Source organism: Shinella sp. HZN7, from assembly GCF_001652565.1.
GTDB classification, from domain to species: Bacteria; Pseudomonadota; Alphaproteobacteria; order Rhizobiales; family Rhizobiaceae; genus Shinella; species Shinella granuli.
This window is the reverse complement of sequence record NZ_CP015736.1, coordinates 2973279-2998792: the sequence shown is the minus strand read 5'-3', so window position 1 is coordinate 2998792 and position 25514 is coordinate 2973279. Positions and strand designations below refer to the sequence as shown.

Below are 25514 nucleotides of genomic sequence, written 5' to 3'. Positions count from 1 at the left end.
CTGAAAATCATCCCGCTCCCGTTCGCTGGGAATGACCGCAGGAGAGCCCTTCTCGTGGATATCTCTTGCGACGATATGGGTGTAGGATGGGGCATGAGTGAAGCTCGGACTTTATTCGAAGTTCTGCGCCAGTCGGTGACGCCTGGGGTTGTCGATGCGTTCGAACGGCTTGTTCGGGATGCACCGGATCGCAAGCTTTGCCGCATAAACGCGCTCGCCTTCGCCGCGGCCGAGGGGCTTGGCGAGGAAGAGGTGATCGCGGGCTTCATGCAGGCCACCCGGCTCGGCATTTTCGACCTGTTCTGGAACGTGCTGTGCCCGGGATGCGGCGGGGTGCTCGATGCCGGCACGTCGCTGAAGAGCGTGCAGAGCACGGAATATACCTGCGCGCTCTGTGCCGCCGGGTATGAGCCGACGCTCGACGAGATGGTCGAGGTGACGTTCACGATCAGCCCGCGCGTGCGCCATATCGCTGCGCACAATCCGCACGAATTGCCGCCGAGCGAATATTTCCGCCAGGTCTATTGGGGTTCCGGCCTCGACCTGCCGGAGGAGGGCTATGACGAGAAGGTCGACGAGTTCGTGCTCGAAGCGCTGGAGCTGCCGCCCGGCGAGAAGGCGGTCATCGCGCTGCAACTGCCTGCGGAATTCGTCATCGTCTTCGAGCCCGTGACGCATGCGGCGCAATTTCTCGACGTGCGCGGGGAGCCGACGAAGGAGCGGCGCAACCTGACCCTGGTCTTCGACCGCACGCATCGCCACAACGAGACGCTGGTGCTGCAACCGGGGCCCTTGCGCATCCAGATGGAAAACCATGTCGATGTGCGCACGCTGCCATCGGTCTGCGTCGCCAACGAGGCGCTGCATGCCTTGCTCGGCCGCCGCCGTCCTTTCCTCACGGCCAAGCGCCTGCTCTCCAACCAGACGTTTCGCGATCTCTACCGTACCGACACGCTCGACATCGACCAGCGGCTGAAGATCACCAGCCTCACCTTCCTGTTCACCGACCTGCGCGGCTCGACGGAACTCTACGAGCGGGTCGGCGATCTCGCGGCCTTCGATCTGGTCAGGACGCATTTCAAGGTTCTCAGCGAGATCGTCGCCGCCGAGGCCGGTGCGGTCGTCAAGACCATCGGCGATGCGGTCATGGCGACCTTTCCCACGCCGGACCGGGCAGTGGCGGCGGCCATGCGCATCCGCGACGCCATGCGCGCCTTGAACGATACGCGCGGCAGCGAGGACCTGTTGCTGAAGATCGGCATTCACGAAGGGCCCTGCATCGCGGTCAATCTCAACGAGCGGCAGGATTATTTCGGCCAGACGGTCAACATCGCCTCTCGTGTCCAGCATCTCGCGACCTCGCTGGAGATCTTCGCCACCGGCTCGGTGCTGCAGGACCCCCGCGCCTCCGACCTGCTGTCGCACCGGGGCGTGAGCCCCGTCGCGCACAATGTCACCCTTCGCGGCATTGCCAGCGAGATCAGCATTTTCGCCATTCCCTGACGCCAACGGATTGCCGCCACTCGTTTTTCTCCGCCTTTCCCGGATCCGGATCGGTGAACGCCGCCCCCATGCCGAAAGGCGTTGGGCGAGGCGATCTGGTAACCATATCTTCAAGAGATCGTCGCACTGTCTCGCGCAGGAGACAGGTGATGGCGAAGACGGCGGGCAGGCGGAAGAAACGGGCAGGATCCAAGCGGGCGGCGCCGGCGCGGCGCGGCGGCATGGCGCACTGGTATGTGCTGGGCGCGGCGGTGGTCGGCGGCATTCTCTATCTGGACAATCGCCTGCCGGGACCTGAAACGCCGGCGACGGCGATCAGGACCGCCTCGATCGAACGCAAGGAGAAGACGGTCGAGCGCGAGGCCGTGCTGGCGCGGCCGAAGCAGCGGCCGGCCGAAAAGGCCGTGGAGCAGGCGCTGCCGATGCCGGAAAAGCTGCCGGCATTTTCGGGCAAATGGTTCATCTGCACGACGCAGACCGACTACTGCGTGCTCGACGGCAGCACCATCCTCTATGCCGGCCGCAAGGTGCGGCTCGCCGATGTCGACACGCCGGCGATCGCGGAGGCGCGCTGCGATGCGGAACGTCTGCGCGGGGGGGATGCGAAGCTCCGGCTGCGCGAGATTCTCAACGAGGGCGACGTCACGCTGGTGGCGAAGGGCGGAGTGTCCGGAAAGGCCGGGGCGGCGCCGCATCTCGTGCTGCGCGGCGGCCAGTCGGTCGGCCAGCAACTGGTCAAGGAAGGGCTTGCGAGGCCCTGGACGGGCAAGCACCAATCCTGGTGCGGTTGACGGATTCGTCCTTGCGCAACCTGTGCCTTTCCGGCACAAGCCAGACGCAAGCCTGCGTTCCTATGCTTTCCGTTAACCGGGATGGTGCCGGCTGGAAAGGGACAATGACATGTCGAACGACCTCGAGCGTTACAGCGATCCGGACAATGCAACGGTCGCGCTCTTCCTCCTTGAAAACGACATGGACGAGCTGACGGATATCCTCGTGGCCGCGCTGGACGAAGCCTTCCGCATTCTCGGCGACGAAGCCCCGCCCGCGACGGTGCACTGATCGCCGACACGAAAGAGGGGCCCTTGAGGCCCCTCTCGCTTTTCAGGCTCTCCGGAAAATGACTTACCCTGCCGCGACGACCTGGCGCTGCACGCCGAGGCCTGCGATGGAGACTTCCATGCGGTCGCCGGGCTTCAGGTAGCGCGGCGGCTTCATGCCCATGCCGACGCCGGGGGGCGTGCCCGTGGTGATGACGTCGCCGGGCTCCAGCGCCATGAACTGCGAGATGTAGTGCACGAGGAAGGGCACCTTGAAGACCATGGTGCTCGACGAACCGTTCTGCACCAGTTCGCCGTTGACGCTGAGCGTCATGGCGAGATCGGCGGTATCCACCTCGTCGGTCGTCACCAGCCAGGGGCCGATCGGGCCGAAGGTCGGGCATCCCTTGCCCTTGGTCCACTGGCCGCCGCGTTCGATCTGGTAGGCGCGTTCGGAAATGTCGTTGCAGACGCAATAGCCGGCGACATAGTTGAGGGCATCGGCCTCCGAGACGTAGGAAGCGCGCTCGCCGATGACGACGGCAAGCTCCACTTCCCAGTCGGTCTTTTCCGAGCCGCGCGGGATGAGGATCGTGTCGTCGGGGCCGACGATGCAGGAGGGGGCCTTGTTGAAGAGCACCGGCTCGCTCGGCACGGCCATGCCGCTTTCGGCCGCATGGTCCGCATAGTTGAGGCCGACGGCGATGAAATTGCCGACGCGGCCGACGCAGGCGCCGAAGCGGCTGCCTTCCGGCGCGAGCGGCAGGCTCTTCGGATCGATGGCGGCAAGGCGCTTCAGGCCCTCGCGGCCGAGAACGTCGCCGGCAATATCCGGCACCACGCCGGAAAGGTCGCGGACCTTGCCGTCCGCGTCGATCAGTCCGGGCTTTTCCGCGCCCGCCGCGCCAAAGCGCACCAGCTTCATGAGAACCTCCGTTGGGTGTCACCGATTTCGGTTGCGCGCACCATTCCCTTGGTTTTACATCAAGTCAACGATTTTCGAAAATCCTCCAATTTTATAAATTCGGCGGGGCGTGATGGAGCAGAAGAAGGCAGGCGGGCGCACCCTGGCGGGCGATGCCTATGAGGCGATCCGGCAGGCGATCCGCACGGGCGCGGTCAAGCCCGGCGACCGGCTGCGCTTTGCCGATCTCCAGGCGCTGTGCGGCATGAGCGTGACGCCGGTGCGCGAGGCGCTGGCCCGGCTGACGGCGGAGGGGTTCACGGTGCTGGACGATCACCGCGGCTACAGCGTCGCAAGCCTCTCGCTTGCGGAGCTGCGCGACATCACGGCAACGCGGCAGCTCTGCGAGGGCGAGGCGCTGCGGCTTTCGGTGTTGCGGGGGGATGCCGACTGGGAGGGAAGGGTGATCGCCGCCCACCACCTGATGGCGCGCATCCCGCAGGCGCGCGAGGACATCCCCTCGGCGATGCGCGAGGACTGGGAGGCCCGCCATGCGGTTTTTCACGCCGCGCTCATCTCGGCCTGCGGCTCGCCGAGCCTCCTGGAGATCTGCGACAAGCTGTTTTCGCGTGCCGACCGGTACAGACGCCTCTCCGTCAGCCTCGTCGGTGCCACGCGGGATGTGACCGGAGAGCATCGGCGACTGATGGAGCTTGCCCTCGCGCGGGACGCCGAGGGCGCCGCCGCGGCGCTGCGCGACCACTATGGCAGGACGGCGGCGGCGCTTGAAGGCTTTTTCACGACCTAGAGCCCATTGCGGCGCCGGCCGGAACGTTCTGCCTTCAAGGCAGCGGAACAAAAAAGGGAGCGGCAGACCTGTGCCTGCCGCTCCCCCGTGTTCTGTTCGATACCGGGTGAGCCACCCGGATGACGCGCTTCCGCTTACTTGCTTGCGACGGTCGCCGAGCCGATTTCCGCGCCGCCGCCGATCGCCACATTGAGGGCGACGAAGTCGCGGGCAAGCTGGCGGATCGCGGAAGCGAGCTGCAGGCGGGCCGTTGCGACGTTGCGTTCGGCATCGAGCACGTCGAGGATGGTGCTGGCGCCGCCGCGATAGCTTTCGCGGGCAAGGTTCAGCGTCTGCTCGTAGGAGTTCACGACCCTGCGCTGGGCGGCGACGGTCTGGCCGTCGCGGATCAGCGCGGCCTGTGCATTCTCGACCTCTTCCACGGCGTTCAGCACGGTGGACTTCCAGGTCAGATACTGCTGCTCGGCTTCCGAGCGGGCGATCTTGACCCGTGCCTTCAGCGCACCGCCGTTGAAGATCGGCAGCGTCAGCGACGGGCCGAAGGACCAGCTTGTCAGGTTGCCGGTGGCGGCGCTGGTGAAGTTGCGCGTCGCGCCGATCGAGCCGCCGAGCTCGATGCTCGGATAGAGATCAGCCTCGGCCACGCCGATCTGCGCCGTCGCCGCCTGCAGGCGGCGCTCGGCCGCGCGGATGTCCGGACGGTTGCGGATGAGGTCCGCCGGGATGCCCGTGCGCGTCGCATACCGCGGCATCGGCTGCGCGGCGCCCTTGGTCAGGCTGGAGGTGATCGTGCTGGCCGGCAGGCCGAGCAGGGTCGCGATGTGGTTCGCCGACTGGTGGAAGCCGGTCTCAAGGCCGGGCAGATCGGCCAGCGTCTGGTTGACGAGACCTTCGGCCTGCAGCACGTCGAGGCTGGAGGCGGCGCCCGCTTCCTTGATCTCGTTGGTCAGCTTCAGTGTCTCGCGGCGCGATTCCAGGTTCTTGCGGCTGAGCGCCAGCGCTTCCTGATAGTAGCGTGCGTTGACATAGCTCGACACGAGGTCGGAGAGATAGGCAAGGCGCGCGACGTTGACGTCGTCATAGGCGGCGTCGAGCGAGGCGTTGGCGGCTTCCTTCGAGCGGCGGTACTGGCCGAAGAAGTCGAGCAGCCAGGAGGCGCTCGCGCCCGCGGTCAGCGACTTCGAGGAGGACGAGTCGCGGCCCGAGGTGCGGCGCAGGTAGTCGCCGTCCTGGCCGCTTGCCGAGGCTTCCGCCGAAGCGCCGATGCTCGGCAGTGCGCCGGCGCCGGCGACGATGACATTCGCCTCGGCCGCCGTGATGCGCTCCAAGGCCTGCAGCACGGTGAGATTTTCGGCCATGCCCTGGTGGACGAGATCGTTGAGGCGCTTGTCGCGGAAGGATTCCCACCACGGATTGAGCGTCACGTTCTCGCCGCTCGTGGCCTTGCTTTCGGAAAACTTCGCGGGAAGGGCGGTCTCGGGCTTCTGGTAGTCGGGGCCGACGACGCAGCCGGACAGGAGAAGCATGCTCAACGGAAAAAGCGTCCTGGTGAAATTCATGGGCCTACCCTGCCAGCGGTCGTGGCGTACTTATTAACAGAACAAAATCGCGATTCACTCTTTATTCATGTTTGGAGGGAAGATCGAGCCTCCCTCCAAAAAAAGAATGGTCCCACAGCGTTTTTTCCCCGCTTCATTCGGAGGGTGTGTCCGCAGGGCAACTGGAGCATTTGCCCACGGCTTCCGGTTTTGCCCGCCATGCGCAAGCGCGCGATTGCGGCTGCGCGATCTGGTTGCGTCATGGCTTTTCCCCGGAATGTTCGTCTTCGCGACATATTTTCCTGAAAAATGCTGCAAGCGCGAACATTATTTTGCGATTCGAATTGTCACACAAATTCGGCAGTAATTTATTCCAAAATTCTGCGGATTCCATTGACAAGAAAAGGAGGGGCGCCTATGTGTTGGAGCATCGCATGAGGGCCGCATGCGTTTTATTCCGGTCCGCCTCTGACGCGTCCATTTCAGAGCGTCAGCGCCAACAAGAGGGAGTGTGTCATGTACGATATCAACTGCATCGCCTCCGTGCGTGTGGCGTGCTCCTGTCGTGAAACGATTACAGGGAAAGCGCATACGGCCCTTTGCCGAATGTGATCTGACTTCCCTCTTCGATTTTAGCGCAAGATTTGAATGAGCTGTGCTTTCGGTGCGGCAGGAGTTGTTATGCAAAAGCAGGTTATCGAAATCGGTGGTGAGGCCGTCGGTGTTGTCGTTCCCGATGAGGATCGGCTGAAATTCGTGGCCGTCAAATATTCCGTGTGGGATCTGGATTCCCAGCGTTTTTCCTCGGCTGACGAGGTACGCGTGGCGATCCGGCGTCTCCTCAACGATCCGTCCGCCTCGACGCGGGCGATGTCGCCGGCCCGTATCGCGGCCGCCTGAACCCAATCCAGACGATCCGGTGTCCCTGGCACCGGGATCCACCGGCCCCGCCCGTCAGCGGGGCCGGTTCCGTTTTGTGGACAGTGCATCTACCGGGCGGTGGCTGGTGCGCGGTGCCGAATGCTGATTGTGTAGCCCGCGAAAGGAGGTGCCCCATGGTCAGCGGCATCCATCACATCACGGCGATCACCCGGAAGATCCAGGCGAACGTCGATTTCTACGTGGGCTTTCTCGGCCTGCGCCTCGTCAAGCGCACGGCGGGTTACGAGGACGCCGACCAGCTTCACCTTCTCTATGGCGATGCGGCGGCCAGCCCCGGCTCGCTGATCACCTTCCTTGCCTGGGAGGATGGGTCGCCCGGCCGCGTCGGTCTCGGCCAGCCCGCGGAGATCGCCCTTGCCATCAAGCCGGAGGCGATCGGCTTCTGGCTGACGCGCGCGCTGACGCAGAACATCGCGACGAGCGGTCCGGCGCAGGAGTTCGGCGAACCCGTGCTCCGGCTGAAGGATCCGGACGGCATCATCGTCAAGCTCGTCGGTGAGGCGGATGTGGACGGCCCGGCACCCCATGTCACCAAGGACATCGCGGCAGCCGACGCCATCCAGCGCATCCGCGGCGCGACGATATTCTCCGAGAAGCCGGCCGAGACGGCGGCCTTCATCGCCGATCATTTCGGCTATCGGACGGTGGCGGCGGCGAACGGCATCACCCGGCTTGCCGGCGAATCGGCCGACGTGCTCGACATCCGCGATGCGAGCGGCTTCTGGACGTCCGCGCCGGGCACCGGCACGATCGACCATATCGCTCTGCGCGCACCGGACCGCTCTGCCGTGGAAGCGCTCGCCGCCCGGCTTTCCACCGAAGGGGCGGGCGAGACCAACATGCACGACCGGAAGTACTTCTATTCGCTCTATGTGCGCGAACCCGGCGGGGCGCTGCTCGAATATGCGACGGACGGTCCCGGCATGACGGTCGACGAACCCTTGGAGGCGCTTGGCGAGAAGCTGTTCGTGCCCAGGCATTTTCGCGCCGACCCGGAAGATGTCCGGGCGCGGCTTCCGCAGTTCTCCCTGCCGGGAGAAGAGCGCATGACCGAACGGGACCTGCCCTTCATCCACCGGGTGCACCGGCCGGAAACCCCTGATGGCACCGCCGTCGTGCTCCTGCACGGCACCGGCGGCAATGAGGCGAGCCTTCTGCCTTTCGGGACGAAGCTCGCGCCCAATGCCGTGCTGCTCAGCCCGCGCGGCCGCAGTCTCGACGAGGGCTATCCGCGCTTCTTCCGCCGGCTGACCGCCGTCACCTTCGACCAGAAGGACATTGCAGGCGAGGCGGAAGCCTTCGCGGCCTTCATGGAAGGGGCGAATGCGGCCTATGGGCTCGATCCGGACAGGACGCTGTTCGTCGGCTATTCGAACGGCGCGAACATTATCGGCGCGATCATGCTGCTGTATCCCGGCATCATCCGCAACGCGGTGCTGCTGCGCGGCATGAACGTGCTGGAAACCGTGCCGGAGGCGGACCTTTCGGGGGCGAACGTGCTGATGCTTACCGGTCAGTCGGATCCCTACGGGGCCTATGCCGGCGAACTTGAGACGCATCTGAAGGCGGCCGGCGCATCGGTCGAGAACCGGCTGCTTGCCGCCGGTCACGACATCGGCCCGGCGGACCTGGAAGTCGCCAGGGCCTATCGGGAACTCATCCTCGGCTGAGGCCGGGGCAACCGAAAAGGAGCGCGTTGCAGGACGCGCCCCTTCTTTCTATCGCTTGTATTCCGTCACGAAAGCCGAGAAGCCGGCGATGAAATCACTGAGCTTCCTTTCCGTCGCCTCGTCGGCGATCCGGCCGTCCTCGATGACGCTGCCGGCGCGCGAGACCAGAAGCTTGGCGCCGAACCAGGGCACGGTGCCGAGCGTGCGCATGACGGGCAGCCAGGCCTCCTGCGACAGAAGCGTGCCGAAATTGCCGGGCGAGGCGCCGGTGATGGCGAAGGGCTTGCCGCCGAAGACGCGGGCGATGTCGGAGGAGGGACGGCTCATCCAGTCGATGGCGTTCTTGAAGACGCCGGGAATGCCGTTGTTGTATTCCGGCGTGAAGAGAACGACGCCGTCCGCCGCCGCCACGAGGTCCTTCAGGCGTGTGACCGCTTCGGGAAGGCCCGCTTCTGCCTCCACGTCGGCGTCATAAAGGGGAATGCCGTGGATCGAGCCTTCGGTGATCGTCACACCTTCGGGCGCCATGGCGAGGGCGGCGCGCAGCAGCGCCGTGTTGTAGGAACCCTTGCGCAGGCTCCCCGAGATTGCCACCAGTTTCGTCATCCCGACTCTCCTTTCCAAAACATGGGCATAAAAAACCCCGGCGGACGGTTTGTCACGCCGGGGTTTCCTCTGTTTTAGACGAGGGGCTTCAGCCGGGCCTCGATCTGCGCGCGGCGCGGTTCGAGGAAGGGCGGCAGCGACAGGCTCTCGCCCAGCGTTTCAAGCGGCTCGTCCACGGCGAAACCGGGGCCGTCCGTGGCGATCTCGAACAGGATGCCGTTCGGCTCGCGGAAATAGAGCGAGCGGAAGTAGAAGCGCTCGACCTCGCCGCTGGAAGGCAGGCGGAAGCCGCGCAGGCGCTCCGTCCAGGCATGCAGCGCTTCCTCGTCCGGCGCGCGGAAGGCGACGTGGTGCACGGCGCCGGCACCCTGGTGGGCGACCGGAAGGTCCGGTTCGACGGCGACATGCAGTTCGGCCGCCGGGCCGCCTTCGCCCATCGAGAAGACATGCACGTCGCCCGCGCCGTCCGGATTGGGATAGGTCGCGGTCTCCTGCATGTTCATCACCTGGACCAGCACGGCTTCGGTGTTGCGGATATCCGGCACGCTGAGCGTGATGGGGCCGAGGCCCTTGATCTGGTGCTCGGCCGGAACCGGGCTTCTTGCCCAGGGATTGGCAGGCGTGCCGGCATCGTCGGCGACAAGGCGGAAACGCTGCCCCTCGCCATCCTCGAAATCGAGGCTGGCGCGGCCGCCGACATCACGAATCTCGCCGGCCTTGACCTTCAGCTCGCCGAAGCGGGCCTTCCACCATTCGAGCGTCGCAAGGCTGGCGACGCGCAGGCCGGTGCGCGAGACGCTGTGCGTGCCGCGCCGCTCGTGGCCGACCGGCCAGTCGAAGAAGGTGAGGTCCGTGCCGGGCGAGGCGAGACCGTCGGCGTAGAAGAGGTGGTAGGCGCTGGTGTCGTCCTGGTTGACGGTCTTCTTGACGAGGCGAAGGCCAAGGACCTGCGTGTAGAAGCGCAGGTTCTCCGGCGCGTTCGCGGTGATCGCCGTCAGGTGGTGGATGCCTGTGAGCTGCAGGGTCATGATGAAGCTCCTCTCCCCGGACAGTCCGGGATATCTGTGCTGCCCCGTTTCGGGGCCTTGCGTTGAGGTGAATATCGCCCTTCGCAGGTACCGCCGGAAGATCGGCGCGGACGAACGGATCGTTCACTTATCCTGAACGGCAGATCCTTTCGCCGCACCGGCGGCCTCCGGCAGGAAGAATTTTCCGCCCGTTCTGTTCCATGGCGGGATGGCTCAAATTTTATCGTTTCATAAACCAGCATTCGCTTACGCTGCCGGCCTGCGAAATGACTTCGTCTCTGTTTCGCCGCGTCCGCCGGCATGTTCCGCCATTAGTGATGACTGCCGCTGCGGACTTTCCCGCGCGGATGGGAGGAGACGTCATGCTGCCGAAGACTGCGACTGCCCGAAACATGCTCGCCATCGTGGCGGCCGGCGTTGCCACGACCGTTGCGACGGCGGGCGTTCTGCTCTTTCTGTCCTATCGTGCCGTGGAGGAGCGCTCCATTTCCGAAATGGTCAACGCGGCAGAGGCGAGCGCCGGGAAGGTGGAGACCTATTTCGCGCAGGTCAAGGCGTTGAGCTGGAACATGCGCTCGGCGCTCTATGCGATGAAGGCGACGGACGCCCCGAGCCGCGAGACGATGAACGGCATCTTCGACCGTCTGATGGCCGACAATCCCTTCGCGCTCGGCGTCAGCACCGGCTGGGAGCCGGATGCCTTCGACGGCAAGGATGCGCACTATGTGAACCAGCCGGGACACGACGCCACGGGCCGCTACATTCCCTATTTCGTCCGCAACGAGGGCAAGGTCGAGATGGTCGCGCTCGTCGATTACGACAAGCCCGGTCCCGGCGACTACTACCAGGTGCCGAAGGCCACGGGCAAGGACCTGCTGACGGAGCCCTACAGCTATGTCATCGGTGGCAAGAACGTGCTGATGACCTCCTTCATGGTGCCGCTCGCCTTCGACGGTGCGTTCAAGGGCGTCACCGGCGTGGATATCGCGCTCGATGCGCTCGCCACCGACATGGCGAAGCTGAAGCCGCTCGGCGAGGGCTATGTCGCGCTGCTCAGCCAGGGCGGCAGCATCGTCAGCTATCCGGATGCGGCCGTGCTCGGCAAGACGCTCACTGATTCCGGCCTCGACACGGCTGCCTGGCAGGCGCTGATCGCCAATCCGGAAAAGGCCATGGAAATCACCGATGCCAACGGCCTCACCTCCGTGGCGGTCGCGGTGCCCGTGCCGCTCGTGCCGGGCACCACCTGGTACACGGTGGTCGCGGTGCCGAAATCGGTGCTTTTTGCCAATCTGTCGGCGCTTGCCGTCACCTCGATCATCGTGATCGCCATTGCGACGGGCCTGATGATCGCCATCGGCTGGCTGCTCGCCGCCCGCTTCCGCAAGCGCCTCGAAACCGTCATCGTCGCGACGAGCGAGATCGCGCAGGGTCGGACGGATGTGGATCTCAGCGAATCCGAGCGCAAGGATGAGATCGGCGAGATGGCCCGTTCGCTTGCCGTGCTGCGGGATGCGACGCTCGCCAAGGTGCGGCTTGAGAGCGAGGCGGAGCAGAACCGTGCGCTTTCGGAAGACGAGCGCCGCCAGCGTGCCGAAGAGGCCGCCGAGCGCGAGCGCCAGACGCGCATCGCCGTCGAGGCGCTCGCCGAAGGCCTCCAGAAGCTGGCCGACGGCGACATGACGCATCGCATCGAGCATGCCTTTGCCGGCTCGCTCGACCAGGTCCGCCACGATTTCAACGCCTCGGTGGAAAAGCTGCAATCGGCGCTGCGCTCCGTCGGCAGCAACGCCAATGCCATCCAGGCCGGTTCCGCGGAAATCCGCTCGGCCTCCGACGACCTTGCCAAGCGCACCGAGCAGCAGGCGGCTTCCGTCGAGGAAACCGCGGCGGCGCTGGAGGAGATCACGACCTCGCTCAAGGATGCCACGAAACGGGCGGAGGATGCCGGCCAGCTCGTCGAGCGCACCCGCCTCGGCGCCGAAAAATCGGGTGAAGTGGTGCGGCGCGCCGTGAGCGCGATGAGCGGCATCGAGAATTCCTCGCGGGAAATCTCCAACATCATCGGCGTGATCGACGAGATCGCCTTCCAGACGAACCTTCTGGCGCTGAATGCCGGCGTCGAGGCGGCCCGGGCGGGCGAGGCGGGCAAGGGCTTTGCGGTCGTCGCGCAGGAAGTGCGCGAACTGGCGCAGCGCTCGGCCAATGCCGCCAAGGAGATCAAGGCGCTCATCACCAAGTCGGGCGAGCAGGTGCATCTCGGCGTGGCGCTGGTCGGCGAGACGGGCTCGGCGTTGACGGAGATCGTCGATCAGGTGCAGGAGATCGACCAGAACGTCGCGGCGATCGTGCGTTCGGCGCGTGAACAGTCGACGGGCCTCAACGAGATCAGCGCGGCGGTGAATTCCATCGACCAGGGCACGCAGAAGAACGCAGCCATGGTGGAGGAGCAGACGGCGGCAAGCCATGCGCTGGCGACCGAGGCCGCCGCGCTCAACAGCCTGATCGCGCAGTTCCGCCTCGGCACCGGCACGATCGCCCGCCCGGTGGTCGCCTCGGCTGCCGAGCATCGTCCGGCCGCCTCCGGCGCGCGGGCGCTCGGCAACACGCTGGCCCGCGCCTTCGGCGGCGGACAGGCGGCTTCGGCCAATGCGGCGGCGCAGGACTGGCAAGAGTTCTGAGCCTTCCCGATGGACCATCCCGAAAGGCGGCCCGGTGAAATGGGCCGCCTTTTTGCTGGATGAAAAAGGCGCACAACGTTTGTGCGTTGCACACAAATTGGCCAGGTGAAGCGACTGCCCGGTCCAGCTTTTCATTAGACGTGTCTTTAGTAATATGAAATCATTTTTGTATTTAGCGCGCCTTCAATCTGGCACGCTTTCTGCTTCCTCTTCTGCAGGTCCAGAGGGGGCCAGAAGAGAAGCGTCCAACGAATGACGCTCCGATAAAGCCGCCGTGCAGCCCAGTGGGAACCGGAAAGGTTCCGCGGCCGCCGGCGGCTTTCTTGTCCGCGCGGCATGCGGCTGCCGTTAGCGCACTGAAAAATATGACTTATTATATTCCTCTATCGAATGATCTTCCCGGTTGGCTTTTCGGGCGGACTCCGCCACACTCGCCTGCGGCAAGATCGCGCCTCGCACAGGCCGTGGCTTGCCAGTCAGATCTTCGCGATATAATGAGGACCCACATTAAATGGGTTTTCTGCAACGGTGGAGACGGCGATGAGCTCAGCGGGAAACAGGGCGGGCAGGGTGCTGCTGGCGGCGTTGGCGTTTTGCGCCGCCGCCTGGCCGGCATGGGCCGATGGGGCGCCAAGGCCGGTGCACACCGCCGCCGTGCATTTCGAAGAGCGTGAGCAGACCGTCACCGTCACGGGGGAAGTGGTCGCGCGGGTGGAGACGGATCTTTCCTTCCGCGTCGGGGGGCGCATCACCGGCTGGTTCGTCGATGTCGGCGGCGTGGTCAAGGAAGGTCAGGTGCTGGCGCGGCTCGACCCCGAGGAGCAACGGGCCGACGTCGAGGCGGCGGAGGCCGGGGTGCGCGCGGCGGAAGCGCAGCTCAAGCTCGCCCGCGCCAATTTCGACCGCCAGAAATCCCTGCTGAGCGACGGCATCAGCACCCGCCGCGATTTCGACGACGCCGAAACGGCCCTGCGCACGGCGGAAAGCGCCCGCGAAGCGGCGATCGCCCAGCGCGACACGGCGAAGGAGGTGCTGTCCTATACCGAACTGCGCGCGCCCGCCGACGGCATCGTCACCGCGCGCCTTGCCGAGACGGGGCAGGTGGCGCAGGCGGCGCAGACCATGTTCACCATCGCCGATACCGGCCCGCGCGACGCGGTCTTCGATGTCTACGAATCGCTGTTCTTCGCCCAGCCGGCGGAGGACGGCGTGGTCGTCACCCTGCTCAGCGACGACAGGGTGCGCACGACCGGCAATGTGCGCGAGGTCTCGCCGACGATCGATGCGCAGACCGGCACGGTGCGCGTCAAGATCGCCATGGACCGCACGCCGCCGGAAATGACGCTCGGCTCCTCGGTCGTCGGCGTCGGTGCGCTGGCGTCGCGCCGGGTGGCGGTGGTGCCCTGGCAGGCGCTGTCGGCGGGCCTTGATGGCAAGCCGGCGCTGTGGATCGTCGACAAGGCGAACAGCACGGTGGACCTGCGTCCGGTCGAGGTGCTCTCCTTCGAGACGGGCGCCGCGCTGCTTTCGGGCGGCATCGAGGAGGGGGAGACCTACGTCGCCGACGGCACGAAGCTGCTCCGGCCCGGCCAGACCGTCAGCGCGATCGAAGGAACCGCCCGATGAGGAGATCTGTCCTGTTCGCAACGGTCGCCATCGCCACCGCGGCGCTGGCCGGCTGCAAGAAGGAAGAGGAAGCCGCTGCGCCGCCGCGCCCGGTCCTGTCCATGGTGGTTGCCCCGACCGCGCTGCCCGGCACGCGCTTTGCCGGCACGGTTCAGGCGAAGGTGCAGGCCGCGCTCGGTTCGCGCGTTTCCGGCCGCCTCGTCTCGCGCACCGTCCATGTCGGCGATCTCGTGAAGAAGGGCGACGTGCTCGCCGTGCTCGATGCGACGGCCTATGAGCTGGCCGTGCGCTCGGCGCGGGCCGAGCTTTCCAGCGCCGAGGCGACGCTTTCGAGCGCGATCGCCACCGAGGAGCGGCAGAAGACGCTGCTCCAGTCGAACGCCGCGGCCCAGGCCGCCGTCGAGAGCGCCGAACAGTCGCGCGAGGCGGCCGATGCCGGCCTGACGCGGGCGAAGACGGCGCTCGTGAAGGCGGAGGAACAGCTTTCCTATACCCGCATCCTCGCCGAATTCGACGGTGTCGTCGTGGCCACCGGTGCCGAGGTGGGGCAGACCGTCTCGCCCGGCGAGGCGATCGTCACGGTTGCGCGGCCCGACGAGCGCGATGCCGTGGTCGACATTCCGGAGACGGCGGAGGCCATCGCGCTCGGCAGCCGCTTCACCGTGTCCCTGCAGATCAACCCCGACGTCACGGTGAAGGGCGTGGTGCGCGAGGTCGCGCCGTCGGCCGATGCCGTCACGCGCACGCGGCGGGTGAAGATCGCGCTGGAAAACCCGCCGGATACGGTCCGCCTCGGCACGACCATCACCGCCGAGCTCGAGGGGCCGGACCTCACCGCCATCATGATCCCGCAGACCGCCGTGCTTCAGAAGGACGGCAAGCCGCATGTCTGGCTGGTTGACGGGGAGAAGGGCGAGGTGCATCTGGTGCCGATCGAGACCGGTCCCGCTGTCGGGCGCGCCCTTCAGGTCGCGGACGGGCTGAAAGCCGGCGACCGCATCGCCACCGCCGGGGTGAACAGCCTCGAAGAAGGCCAGAAAATCAAGGTTGAAGACGAGGCAGGCCTATGAAGAAGTTCAATCTTTCGGACTGGGCGCTCGATCATGCATCGCTCGTCTGGTACTTCATGATCGTCTTCGCGCTGCTCGGCTTCTTCACCTACCAGAATCTCGGCCGCGAGGAGGATCCCTCCTTCACCATCAAGACGATGACGATCAGTGCCGCCTGGCCGGGGGCTTCCGTGGAGGAGACGACGCTGCAGGTGACCGAGCGCATCGAGCGCAAGCTGGAGGAGCTGGAATCGCTCGATTTCACCCGCAGCATCACGACGCCCGGCCAGACGCTGATCTTCGTCAACTTGAAGCCGACGACCCGCGCGCGCGACGTCGCCCCCACCTGGGTGACCGTGCGCAACATGATCAACGACATCAGGGGCGAATTCCCCTCCGGCGTCGTCGGCCCGGCCTTCAACGACCGTTTCGGCGACGTCTTCGGCAATATCTACGCCTTCACCGCCGATGGCCTCTCGCCGCGTCAGTTGCGCGATTATGTCGAGGATGCCCGCCGGCGCATCCTCACCGTGCCCAATATCGGCAAGGTCGACCTCGTCGGCGCGCAGGACGAGGTGATCTATCTCGAATTCTCGACGCGCCAGCTCGCCGCGCTCGGCATTTCCACCCAAGAGGTGGTGTCCACGCTGCAGGCGCAGAATGCCGTGGCGCCCTCCGGCGTGGTGCAGGCCGGCGGCGAGCGCGTCAGCGTGCGTGTCGGCGGGCAGTTCAGCTCGGAGGCGAGCCTTCGCGACGTCAACCTGCGCGTCAACAACCGCTTCTTCCGCCTCAGCGATATCGCCACGATCACCCGCGGCTACGAGGACCCGCCGTCGGCGCTGTTCCGCTTCAACGGCGAACAGGCCATCGGCCTTGCCATCGGCATGAAGCAGGGCTCGAACCTTCTCGAATTCGGCGCGGCGGTGGAAAGGGAGATCGAGCTGCTTTCCCATGAACTGCCGGTCGGCGTCGACGTGCACCTCGTCTCCGACCAGCCGAAGGTGGTCGAGGAGGCGGTATCGGGCTTCACGCGGGCGCTGTTCGAGGCCGTCGTCATCGTGCTCGCGGTCAGTTTCGTCAGCCTCGGCATCCGCGCCGGCCTCGTCGTGGCGCTGTCGATCCCGCTGACGCTCGCGATCACCTTCGTCTTCATGTACTACGACGGCATATCGCTGCAGCGCATCTCGCTCGGCGCGCTCATCATCGCGCTCGGCCTGCTCGTCGACGATGCGATGATCGCCGTCGAGATGATGGTGGCGCGGCTGGAAATGGGGGATTCGCTCAGGAAAGCGGCGACCTATGTCTATACGTCCACCGCCTTCCCCATGCTCACCGGCACGCTGGTGACGGTGGCGGGTTTCATCCCGATCGGCCTCAACAACAGCGCGGCTGGCGAGTTCACCTTCAGCCTCTTCGTCGTCATCGCCATCTCGCTCGTCGTCTCGTGGGTCGTCGCGGTCATCTTCGCGCCGCTGCTCGGCGTGACGATCCTGCCGAAGACGATGAAGAAGCATCACGAGGAAAAGGGCTGGTTCGCCCGCAGCTTCGCCCGCCTGCTCGATATCTGCATGCACTGGAAATGGACGACCATCGTCGCGACCGTGCTGGTCTTCGGCGTGTCGGTCTTCGCCATGCGCTTCGTGCAGGAACAGTTCTTCCCGTCTTCCGACCGGCCGGAGCTCATCATCGACTGGTCGCTGCCGCAGAATGCCTCGATCGCCGAGACCAATGCGCAGATCGCCAGGCTGGAGGAGGAAAAGCTCAAGGGCAACCCGGATATCGAACGCTGGTCCTCCTATGTCGGGCAGGGCGCGGTGCGCTTCCTCCTGTCCTTCGACGTGCAGCCGCCGTCGCCCGCCTTCGGCCAGACGGTCATCGTCAGCAAGGACCTGGAGGCACGCGACCGCCTCAGGGCCGATCTCCAGGCCTATCTGCGCGAGACCTTCGTCGGCACGGATGCGCTGGTGAAGCTGCTTGACATCGGCCCGCCGGTCGGCCGGCCGATCCAGTACCGCGTCAGCGGTCCGGATATCCAGGAGGTGCGCAAGCAGGCGCTCGCCTTCGGCGAACTCATCGGCAAGGATACCCGGCTCGGGGATGTCGTCTACGACTGGAACGAGCCGGCCCGCGTGGTGAAGGTCGACGTGCTGCAGGACAAGGCCCGCCAGCTCGGCGTCACCTCGCAGGACATCGCCTCCGCCCTGAACGGCGTCGTCGGCGGCACGACCGTCACCCAGATCCGCGACGACGTCTACCTGATCGACGTCATCGGCCGGGCGCGGGCCGCCGAGCGCGAATCCATCGAGACACTGCGCCAGCTCCAGCTGCCGACGGCCAACGGCACCTCCGTGCCGCTCGCCGCGGTGGCGAACTTCCGCTACGAGATGGAGCAGCCGGTCGTCTGGCGCCGCTCGCGCCAGCCGACCATCACCGTCAAGGCCAGCATCACCGGCGGCGTGCAGCCGGCGACGATCGTCTCGCAGATGGAAAAGGACGTTGCCGCCTTCCAGGCGCAGATGCCCTCCGGTTACGAGGTCGCGGTCGGCGGCACGGTGGAGGAAAGCGCCGACAGCCAGGCGCCGATCGTCGCTGTCGTGCCGCTCATGCTGTTTGCCATGGCGACGATCCTGATGCTCCAGCTCCAGAGTTTCTCGCGGCTCTTCCTCGTCTTCGCCGTGGCGCCGCTGGCGCTCATCGGGGTGGTCATCGCGCTGCTCGGCAGCGGGGCGCCGCTCGGCTTCGTCGCCATTCTCGGCGTGCTGGCGCTGATCGGCATCCTCATCCGCAACTCGGTCATCCTCGTCGTGCAGATCGAGGACCTGAGGCGCGAGGGCATGCATGCCTGGAATGCCGTGCGCGAGGCGACGGAACACCGCATGCGGCCGATCATGCTGACGGCGGCGGCCGCCAGCCTCGCGCTCATCCCCATTTCGCGCGAGGTGTTCTGGGGGCCGATGGCCTATGCCATGATGGGCGGCATCATCGTCGGCACGGTGCTGACCCTGCTCTTCCTGCCGGCGCTCTACGTCGCCTGGTTCCGCATCAAGCCGGAGGCGGCGGAGGAGCCGGCGCCCGCGCCCATCGAGGCGGCGTAGGGCGATCCGGTCGGGCCTGCGCGGCGATTGCACCCCGCGCAGGCGTGAAAATCAGGCCCCCATATTTTTGCCCATCTCCCCCGTCACTGCTTTTGGGCGACAGGCCGCTTCCGGAAGGTCAGAGCCGGGCAAGGCATGGATATAAACTGTGAAATCGGGGGCGCGTTCATTGTCGGACGGGCGGAGGAAAAGTTGCGTTCTTTTTGTCGCACCCCCTCTGAAAAAGCTGGTGGAAAAAGTTGATTTCCAACGCCAAAGCGCCAGCCGACTTTTCAGGACGTAACGAATGTGCAAGGGATTTGCTCCATGGTGTCGGCGGGGGCCGCATGGATTTGTGTGGTGGGACTAAGGTTTGGTCATGGGACTTGACGAGACATTGGAACTGCATGTCTATGGCACCCTGTCGTGGCAAGCGGCTGGCTCTTGCCCCGTGCCTTGTGAGGTACGGTCGAAGGGAAATGCTAAGTGATGATCGCAATTGAAGACGTGGGCACGCCGCGCAGGCTTTTGGGCGCATTTGCGCGGATTCTTGCGGCGGGTGCCCTGTTGACGCTGGCCGGATGCGTGGTCCCGAGCGACGGCCCGCTGACCCATGAGGTCCTTTCGGCCGGCGCGGACGGCAAGTCCTACGAGATTCCCCAGACCAAGCTGGTTTTCGACGTCGTGAACGTCGACCAGCGCGTCGCCAACAGCGTCAGCGCGGCCAAGCGCTATGGCCTGTCCAGCGCCTTCGGCTTCGGCGGTGGCGGCGGCACGCCGGTCATCGGCGTCGGCGATCATCTGGAAGTCACGATCTTCGAAGCGGGTCCGGACGGCCTGTTCTCCACCACCGAGCGCAAGTCGACGACGATCCCGGTCATCGTGCAGCCGGATGGCCACGGCCAGATTCCCTATGTCGGTTCCGTGCGTTTCGCCGGCATGACGATCGATTCGGCGCGCGCCACGATCGTCGATGCACTGAAGGCGAAGGCCGTCGAGCCGGATGTCATCGTTTCCATGGCGGGCAATGCCTCGCGTACCGTTTCCATCCAGGGCGACGTCAACAAGTCGGGCATCGTGCCGCTCGGCCTCAGCGGCCAGCATCTCAGCGAAGTGATCGCCATGGCCGGCGGTGCCGCCAAGCCGCCCTACGACACCTATGTCAGCCTCAAGCGCGGCGGCAAGTCGCGCAGCGTGCTGCTCCAGTCGGTCATCGACAATCCGAAGGACGACATCTACGTCAAGCCGGACGACCAGATCTACCTGACCTATGATCCGCAGACCTTCGCGGCGCTCGGCCAGACGAAGAAGCCCGGCAAGATCCGGTTCGATGCGGCCAAGCTCAGCCTCGTCGAGGCGGCGGCGCTCGCCGGCGGCGGCAATGTCGCGACGGCCGATCCGAAGGGCTATTTCGTCTTCCGCTACGAGGATGAGAACGTCTATCGCAGCGTCGTCGGCGACGACCGGTTCCGGGACCTCATCGCGCGCGGCATGGTGGCGGATTCGGAAGGGCGCTATCCGATCGTCTATCGCCTCGATCTCGGCGCGACGCAGAGCTACATCGTCGCGCAGAACTTCCCCGTGCGGAACAAGGACGTCGTCTATCTGGCGCGCCACGTCGCAACGGATCTTGCGAAGTTCCTGACGATCGTTTCCAGCGGTTCGAGCGCGGCCTACAATATCCAGCGCACGGCTGACCTGCTCTGACAGGCGGGCTTCGGCCCGCTGATGCGGCGATGCCTGCGCGGCGGCCGACGGCGCGCAGACGAAAGCGTTTCCGCTTTTGTTTAAGCGCAATTGCGGGCACAAAACGGCCTCGCACTTTGCTGGAATTGCTCCAGCCGGAATGGCTTTCGAGGACTGCATGGCCGGCCAGGCACGCAAAACCTATGCGCTTCTTTCCTTCGGGCTGTGGCAGCAGCGGGCCGATGTCGCGCGCCTGCTCGATGCCGAGATCGTCGCCTGGCCCTTTGCGCTGCCCGGCCGCATCGACGGGTTCATCGGCTGGGGACGCCGGTCGTCCGGCCGCCGGGCCGTGCGACTTGCGGCGCGCACCGGCAAGGAGGTCATCACCCTTGAGGACGGCTTCCTGCGCGGCTTTGCAGCGGGGCGAGGGGAACCGAGCCATTCCTATGTGATCGACCGGGAGGGTATCTATTTCGATGCGCGCCATCCGAGCGGCCTCGACCGGCTGCTGTCGCAGCCGGTAACCGACGCCGCCGCGCTCGCGCGCGCCGGCGGGTTGATGGCGCGGCTGCGCAACGCGCGCCTGTCGAAATACAACAACAGCCCGGTGCTGACGCCGGCGGCCGCCGGCGTGCCGCATGGCCGGCCTTTCGTCCTGCTCGTCGATCAGGTGGCCGGCGATGCCTCCATTGCCGGGGCAGGGGCGAGCGCGGCGAGTTTCCGCACCATGCTGGAGCATGCGGTCGGCCATCATCCGGGAAAGACGCTGGTCGTGCGCACCCATCCCGCGGCGGGCGACCGCAGCCTCCTGCGGCAGGCGGCGAACGCGCTCGGTGTCGAGATCGTCGTGCCCCCGCGCATGAACCCCTGGCCGCTGCTGGAAGAGGCTGACTGCGTCTATACGGTGTCGAGCCAGCTCGGCTTCGAGGCGCTGATGGCTGAGCGGCCCGTCCATTGTTTCGGCACAACCTATTATTCCGGCCGTGGTCTCACGGTCGATCACGATCAACTGTCGCCCGCCCGCCCGCCGGCCTCGCTCGAACAGGTTTTCCACGCGGCCTATATCGACTATTCGCACTATCTCGACCTGCATACGCGCCAGCCCTGCACGCCGGAGCGGGCGGTCGAACAGGCGATCACGGTGCGCGATCAGCGTGCCCGTATTGCGCGCAAGGTCTTCACGGCCGGTTTCTCGCCGTGGAAGCGCAGGGCCATGACGCCTTTCCTGAAGGGCATGGCGGGCGATCCGGTCCATGCCCGTTCGCTCGAAGCGGCGGTCGCTGCGGCGAGAGCGTCCGATGGCGTCGTCGCGCTTTGGGGAAGCGATGCGGCGTTGCCGGCCGACGTGCCGGCCATGCGGCTCGAAGACGGGTTCATCCGGTCCCGCGGGCTTGGCGTAGACCTCGCCATGCCGTCCTCCATCGCACTCGATGGCGAGCACGTCTATTACGATGCGCGGGGCGAAAGCCGGCTGGAGGCGCTGATCGCGCACGGCACGGTCGATGAGGACCTGCGGCGGCGGGCGGGCGATCTCATACGCCTTCTGGTCCAGCGCGGCGTCTCCAAGTACAATCTCGGCACGGCTGCCGACCTGCCGGCGGTTGCCGAAGGGCGTGTGAAAATCCTGGTGCCGGGGCAGGTGGAGAAGGATGCGTCCATCCGCTACGGTTCTCCCATGGTGCGCTCCAATGCCGATCTCGTGCGCGCCGTGCGGGCGCTCTTTCCCGATGCCTTCATCGTCTACAAGGCGCATCCGGACGTGGTTTCCGGCGTGCGCGACGGCGGCGGCGAGCCGCAGGAGGCCGATCTCGTCGTTCGAAGCGGCGATATCCTGCAATGGATCGGCTGGGCGGACCGGATAGAGACGATGACCTCGTTGGCAGGCTTCGAGGCGCTCTTGCGCGGCAAGGCGGTGGGCGTGCATGGCGCGCCGTTCTATGCCGGCTGGGGCCTGACCGACGACCGCCTGCCCATTGCCCGGCGCGTGCGCCGCGTCGATCTTGAGGCCCTGGTGGCCGAAAGCCTCATCCGCTACCCGCTTTATATCCATCCTCTCAGTGGCTTGCCGTGCCATCCGGAGGATTTGGTTGAAGAAATTTCGGGCGCCGCCATGAAAACGCCCGGAGTCGGGCGGAAGCTCCTTTTGTGTGCGGCGCAACAAATCAACCGCGTGGGGGTGTTGCTTCGCGACTCGCGGTTGCGGTAAAAGACGGTCAGAAAAGCGGGAACATATCCGAGTCGCTGTCTTTTGCGCAGCAGGCCCGTTCGTGCCGGGGGATCGGCGACAAAATCGGGGAGTACGGCAGATATGGTTGCTAATACGGCGCCTTTATGCGAATACCATTCCACCCAGCAGCATAATCTGAGTTGAGCCGACCTGTCATGAGCGTACAGCATGATACCGAATTGAAGGCGGGTCGCTCCGACGCCGAAAGCGTCATTGGCGCGCGTGGATCGCGGCTGATCAATCTGGCGTTGCGCCGCAAGCTTTCCAAGCGCTTCCCCTCGAAGAGCGCGCCGCGCGTGCTTTTCCTGCAGGGGCCGGTCGGTCCCTTCTTCCGCAAGGCCCAGGCGCTGCTCAACGACAGCGGTTTCGATGCCTGGCGTATCTGTTTCAACGCCGGCGACCGGCTGTTTGCCCGCGGCGGCAAGATCCTGCATTTTTCCGGCACGGCCGATGTCTGGCGGGACTGGTTCACCGAGATCGTCGGCGAACACGGCTTCGACCATGTCGTGCTCTTCGGTTGCGAACGCGAGATCCACAAGATCGCCATCGAGCAATGTGCCACGCTCAACATTCCCGTTCTCAGCCTTGAGGAAGGGTATATCCGCCCCGGCTTCGTCACGATGGAGACCGGCGGCAACAACTGGCGTTCGCCGATTGCGGGCCTCCTGCCGTCCGACAAGGATGACGAAAAGCCGCGCGAGCGCATGCGCGGGACGAATTTCCCGTCTTCCTTCGGCGCCATGGCGACCTATGCCTTCACCTATTTTTCGGTGCGCGGCATCTTCTCGACGCTGAGCGAACGAAAGCTCTTCCACAAGCACAAGCGGTCTCTGGCCCCCGAAGCCTTCTACTGGATCAAGAACTATTATCGGAAGTTCCGCAATCTCGGCAGCAACTACCGCACCATGGAGCGGCTGCTCGAGCACCATGATAAGAAATATTACATCGTGCCGCTGCAGGTGCACGATGACAGCCAGCTCGGCGCGGCGGCAAGCGGCTGGAACAACCAGAAGCTCATTCTGAAGTCCATCGTCTCCTTTGCGCGAAATGCGCCGCCGACACACCAGCTGGTGTTCAAGATCCATCCGATGGAGCGGGGGCACAGCCAGGACAAGCAGTTCATTCGCCAGGTCGGCGTGCTCAACAATGTGTCCGAGCGCATCCACATCCTCGACAGCGGTTCGCTGGGTCTGATGACGCGACATGCGGCCGGCATGGTGACGATCAACAGCACGTCCGGCCTCTCGGCGCTCCAGCACGGCATTCCGCTTGCCGTGCTCGGCCAGGCCTTCTACCGGCATCCTTCGCTCGCCTTCTGCGTCAACAAGGGCATCGAGCTCGACAGTTTCTGGTCGTCCGGCCATGTGGCGCCGCTGGCGCAGCGGCGCGACTACCTGAACTGGATCGCCCAGGAATGCCTGCATCCCGGCGACTACTATGCCTATGAGGGCATCGAGGTCGCGGCGAATTCGCTGCTTGCAAAGCTGCGGGCCATGGATGCGGCAGGCCGGGTGATGGCGTTGCCGGAGGCGTCCAACGTCATGCCCCTGCTGGCGCAATCGCAGTAAGGGGCGGCACCCCTCTTCCGGCTATCAGCACGGCCAAGGTCCCCGACACGGTTGCGGGGCGCTTTTTGCCTGTTTCGGGATTCAGGCGGAGCGGCGCTGGCTGGCGGAGGTGCGAAGGATCTCTTCATGCACCTCGATCGCTTCCTCGATGTCGTTGTAGAAGGTGAGCTGGCCGTTGTTCATGACGCCGCCGATGTCGCAGAACGAGCGCAGCAGGCCGGAGGAGTGCGAGACGAGCAGCAGGGTGGCGTTCTCGCGCCGCTCGTCGAAGACGTCCTTGCACTTCTGCTTGAAGGTGGAGTCCCCGACGGCGATCACCTCGTCGATCAGGTAATATTCGAAGCCGATCGCCATGCAGATGCCGAAGGAAAGGCGTGCCTTCATGCCCGCCGAATAGGTCTTCACCGGCATGTCGAGATAGGGGCCGAGCTCTGAAAAATCGGCGACGAAATCCAGAACCTTGTTGCGGTTCTTGCCGTAGATGTCGGCGATGAAGCGGGTGTTCTGCGCGCCCGTCAGCTTGCCGTGCACGCCGCCGTTGAAGCCGAGCGGCCAGGAGATCTTGCCTTCGCGCAGGATGCGCCCCGAATCGGGCATGTCGCCGCCGGAGATGAGGTTCATCAGGGTGGACTTGCCGGCGCCGTTGCGACCGAGAATGCCGATATTGGTGCCCGGACGAAAGGCGGCCGTGAACCGGTCGAGGATCACCTTCTTGCCGCCGCCGGGGCGCGGGAACGCCTTGCTGACATTATCGAAGATGATCATGAGCCAATGATCTTTCGGCGGAACGTGCGTTCAAGGACAAGTGCCGATGTCAGCAGCGCAGTGGCGATCCCGAGAACGTATGGCTTGCTGAGCAAGGCATTGTAGTCGAGATAGGTCGAGGTGCGGAACCATTCGACGCAATGCATGAACGGGTTCCACCACAAAACAGCCTGGAAGCTCGGTGGCATCTGGGCAGGCATGAAGAAGATGCCGGACAACAACATGAGCGGCATGCTCATCATGCTCAAGAAGGTATCATAGCGCGGCACGAGCGAGCCGACAGTGGCGTTGAAGGCCGCAAAGGAAAACGCGAAATAGAGGATGGCGAATATGGCTTCCGCGAATTCCGCGGGATAGACGATGATGTCGCGATCCAGCGTGAACGCCAGACCCGTCATGAACAAGGCGCAGATGATCAGCCAGATGGTTGCTTCCAGCAGGAAGGTCGCGATGAGCGTATCCAGCGGACGGACCAGCGGATAGGTCAACATCGGTTGATTGGTGGCGATCGCCTTCTCGGTCTTGCGCGCGATGCCGCGGGTCATGCGGAAACCGAAGACCCCGGCCAGCATGAACAGGAGGGCATTGTCGCCAAAGGGAATCTGGGCCTTTGCCGCGGTATGGATAAGGAGGAAGATGCCGATATAGGCGGCAGGCTCGATCAGGATCCAGACGAAGCCCAGCCGGCTTTCCCCGAAACGCGTCACCGCGCTGCGAACGACGAGCGCCGAGATCACGCGGGCGTTTTCCCCAAGGGCATAACTGAGAGGCCTGTCGGCGAGCAAAGCCATTCCGCTAC

Annotated in this window: 20 protein-coding genes; 13 read left to right on the top strand and 7 right to left on the bottom strand. The window is 65.2% G+C overall.

Going from position 1 to position 25514, the window contains the following annotated elements; genetic code table 11:
* Window positions 1-93 precede the first annotated feature (93 nt).
* From shn_RS14530 to shn_RS36430, 3 genes are all read left to right on the top strand, one after another.
* Window positions 94-1503, top strand: coding sequence for an adenylate/guanylate cyclase domain-containing protein (locus shn_RS14530; RefSeq protein ID WP_064331042.1), 1410 nt, complete (start codon window positions 94-96; stop codon window positions 1501-1503).
* 149 nt (window positions 1504-1652) lie between these two features.
* Window positions 1653-2294 carry a thermonuclease family protein gene (locus tag shn_RS14525; RefSeq protein WP_064331041.1) on the top strand — a complete coding sequence of 214 codons (642 nt, stop codon included), beginning with the start codon at window positions 1653-1655 and terminating at the stop codon, window positions 2292-2294.
* Window positions 2295-2403: 109 nt separating this feature from the next.
* The gene (locus shn_RS36430) at window positions 2404-2565 is read left to right on the top strand and encodes a hypothetical protein (protein ID WP_162853132.1); all 162 of its coding nucleotides are present in this window, start codon (window positions 2404-2406) and stop codon (window positions 2563-2565) included.
* A 63-nt stretch (window positions 2566-2628) separates the two neighbouring features.
* Here shn_RS36430 and shn_RS14520 read toward each other — a convergent pair whose 3' ends face one another.
* On the bottom strand, window positions 2629-3468 hold the full coding sequence (locus shn_RS14520) for a fumarylacetoacetate hydrolase family protein (RefSeq protein WP_064331040.1): 840 nt from the start codon (window positions 3466-3468) through the stop codon (window positions 2629-2631).
* A gap of 112 nt (window positions 3469-3580) precedes the next feature.
* On the opposite strand from shn_RS14520, the gene shn_RS14515 reads away from it, so the two are divergent.
* On the top strand, window positions 3581-4255 hold the full coding sequence (locus shn_RS14515; RefSeq protein WP_064331039.1) for a GntR family transcriptional regulator: 675 nt from the start codon (window positions 3581-3583) through the stop codon (window positions 4253-4255).
* Window positions 4256-4389: 134 nt separating this feature from the next.
* On the opposite strand, the gene shn_RS14510 is transcribed toward shn_RS14515, so the two are convergent.
* Window positions 4390-5781: an efflux transporter outer membrane subunit gene (locus shn_RS14510; RefSeq protein ID WP_245337411.1), complete on the bottom strand. Its 1392-nt coding sequence runs from the start codon at window positions 5779-5781 to the stop codon at window positions 4390-4392.
* Between the two features lie 693 nt (window positions 5782-6474).
* Between shn_RS14510 and shn_RS14505 the strand changes: the two genes are divergently transcribed.
* Both shn_RS14505 and shn_RS14500 read left to right on the top strand, forming a co-directional pair.
* Complete coding sequence (locus shn_RS14505; RefSeq protein ID WP_064331037.1) at window positions 6475-6693, top strand: hypothetical protein; 219 nt, start codon at window positions 6475-6477, stop codon at window positions 6691-6693.
* Window positions 6694-6848: 155 nt separating this feature from the next.
* Window positions 6849-8405, top strand: a complete 1557-nt coding sequence (locus shn_RS14500) for a VOC family protein (protein WP_064331036.1) — start codon at window positions 6849-6851, stop codon at window positions 8403-8405.
* Between the two features lie 48 nt (window positions 8406-8453).
* Here the strand turns inward: shn_RS14500 and shn_RS14495 are convergent, their stop codons facing one another.
* Together shn_RS14495 and shn_RS14490 are read right to left on the bottom strand one after the other, a co-directional pair.
* Window positions 8454-9011: an NADPH-dependent FMN reductase gene (locus shn_RS14495; protein WP_064331035.1), complete on the bottom strand. Its 558-nt coding sequence runs from the start codon at window positions 9009-9011 to the stop codon at window positions 8454-8456.
* 74 nt (window positions 9012-9085) lie between these two features.
* On the bottom strand, window positions 9086-10039 hold the full coding sequence (locus tag shn_RS14490) for a ring-cleaving dioxygenase (RefSeq protein ID WP_064331034.1): 954 nt from the start codon (window positions 10037-10039) through the stop codon (window positions 9086-9088).
* A gap of 362 nt (window positions 10040-10401) precedes the next feature.
* Between shn_RS14490 and shn_RS14485 the strand changes: the two genes are divergently transcribed.
* From shn_RS14485 to shn_RS14470, 4 genes are all read left to right on the top strand, one after another.
* Entirely contained in the window at window positions 10402-12720 is a 2319-nt protein-coding gene (locus shn_RS14485; RefSeq protein WP_064331033.1) for a methyl-accepting chemotaxis protein, read from the top strand.
* Between the two features lie 540 nt (window positions 12721-13260).
* On the top strand, window positions 13261-14346 hold the full coding sequence (locus shn_RS14480) for an efflux RND transporter periplasmic adaptor subunit (RefSeq protein WP_064331032.1): 1086 nt from the start codon (window positions 13261-13263) through the stop codon (window positions 14344-14346).
* Window positions 14343-15416, top strand: coding sequence for an efflux RND transporter periplasmic adaptor subunit (locus tag shn_RS14475; RefSeq protein ID WP_064331031.1), 1074 nt, complete (start codon window positions 14343-14345; stop codon window positions 15414-15416). Before shn_RS14480 ends, shn_RS14475 begins: the two co-directional genes overlap by 4 nt.
* On the top strand, window positions 15413-18490 hold the full coding sequence (locus tag shn_RS14470) for an efflux RND transporter permease subunit (protein ID WP_064331030.1): 3078 nt from the start codon (window positions 15413-15415) through the stop codon (window positions 18488-18490). Before shn_RS14475 ends, shn_RS14470 begins: the two co-directional genes overlap by 4 nt.
* A gap of 51 nt (window positions 18491-18541) precedes the next feature.
* Here the strand turns inward: shn_RS14470 and shn_RS35845 are convergent, their stop codons facing one another.
* Window positions 18542-18784: a hypothetical protein gene (locus tag shn_RS35845; RefSeq protein WP_145925939.1), complete on the bottom strand. Its 243-nt coding sequence runs from the start codon at window positions 18782-18784 to the stop codon at window positions 18542-18544.
* Between the two features lie 174 nt (window positions 18785-18958).
* Between shn_RS35845 and shn_RS14465 the strand changes: the two genes are divergently transcribed.
* The 3 genes from shn_RS14465 (at window position 18959) to shn_RS14455 (ending at window position 23950) form a co-directional block, all read left to right on the top strand.
* The gene (locus shn_RS14465; protein WP_084438031.1) at window positions 18959-20176 is read left to right on the top strand and encodes a polysaccharide biosynthesis/export family protein; all 1218 of its coding nucleotides are present in this window, start codon (window positions 18959-18961) and stop codon (window positions 20174-20176) included.
* A gap of 157 nt (window positions 20177-20333) precedes the next feature.
* Window positions 20334-22361, top strand: a complete 2028-nt coding sequence (locus shn_RS14460; RefSeq protein ID WP_168168914.1) for a capsular polysaccharide biosynthesis protein — start codon at window positions 20334-20336, stop codon at window positions 22359-22361.
* A 176-nt stretch (window positions 22362-22537) separates the two neighbouring features.
* Window positions 22538-23950 carry a capsule biosynthesis protein gene (locus tag shn_RS14455; protein ID WP_064331029.1) on the top strand — a complete coding sequence of 471 codons (1413 nt, stop codon included), beginning with the start codon at window positions 22538-22540 and terminating at the stop codon, window positions 23948-23950.
* Window positions 23951-24031: 81 nt separating this feature from the next.
* Here the strand turns inward: shn_RS14455 and shn_RS14450 are convergent, their stop codons facing one another.
* Window positions 24032-24715, bottom strand: a complete 684-nt coding sequence (locus tag shn_RS14450) for an ABC transporter ATP-binding protein (protein WP_064331028.1) — start codon at window positions 24713-24715, stop codon at window positions 24032-24034.
* Window positions 24712-25506, bottom strand: a complete 795-nt coding sequence (locus shn_RS14445; RefSeq protein WP_084438027.1) for an ABC transporter permease — start codon at window positions 25504-25506, stop codon at window positions 24712-24714. The genes shn_RS14450 and shn_RS14445 overlap by 4 nt, the downstream gene beginning before the upstream one ends.
* Between the last annotated feature and the right edge of the window lie 8 nt (window positions 25507-25514).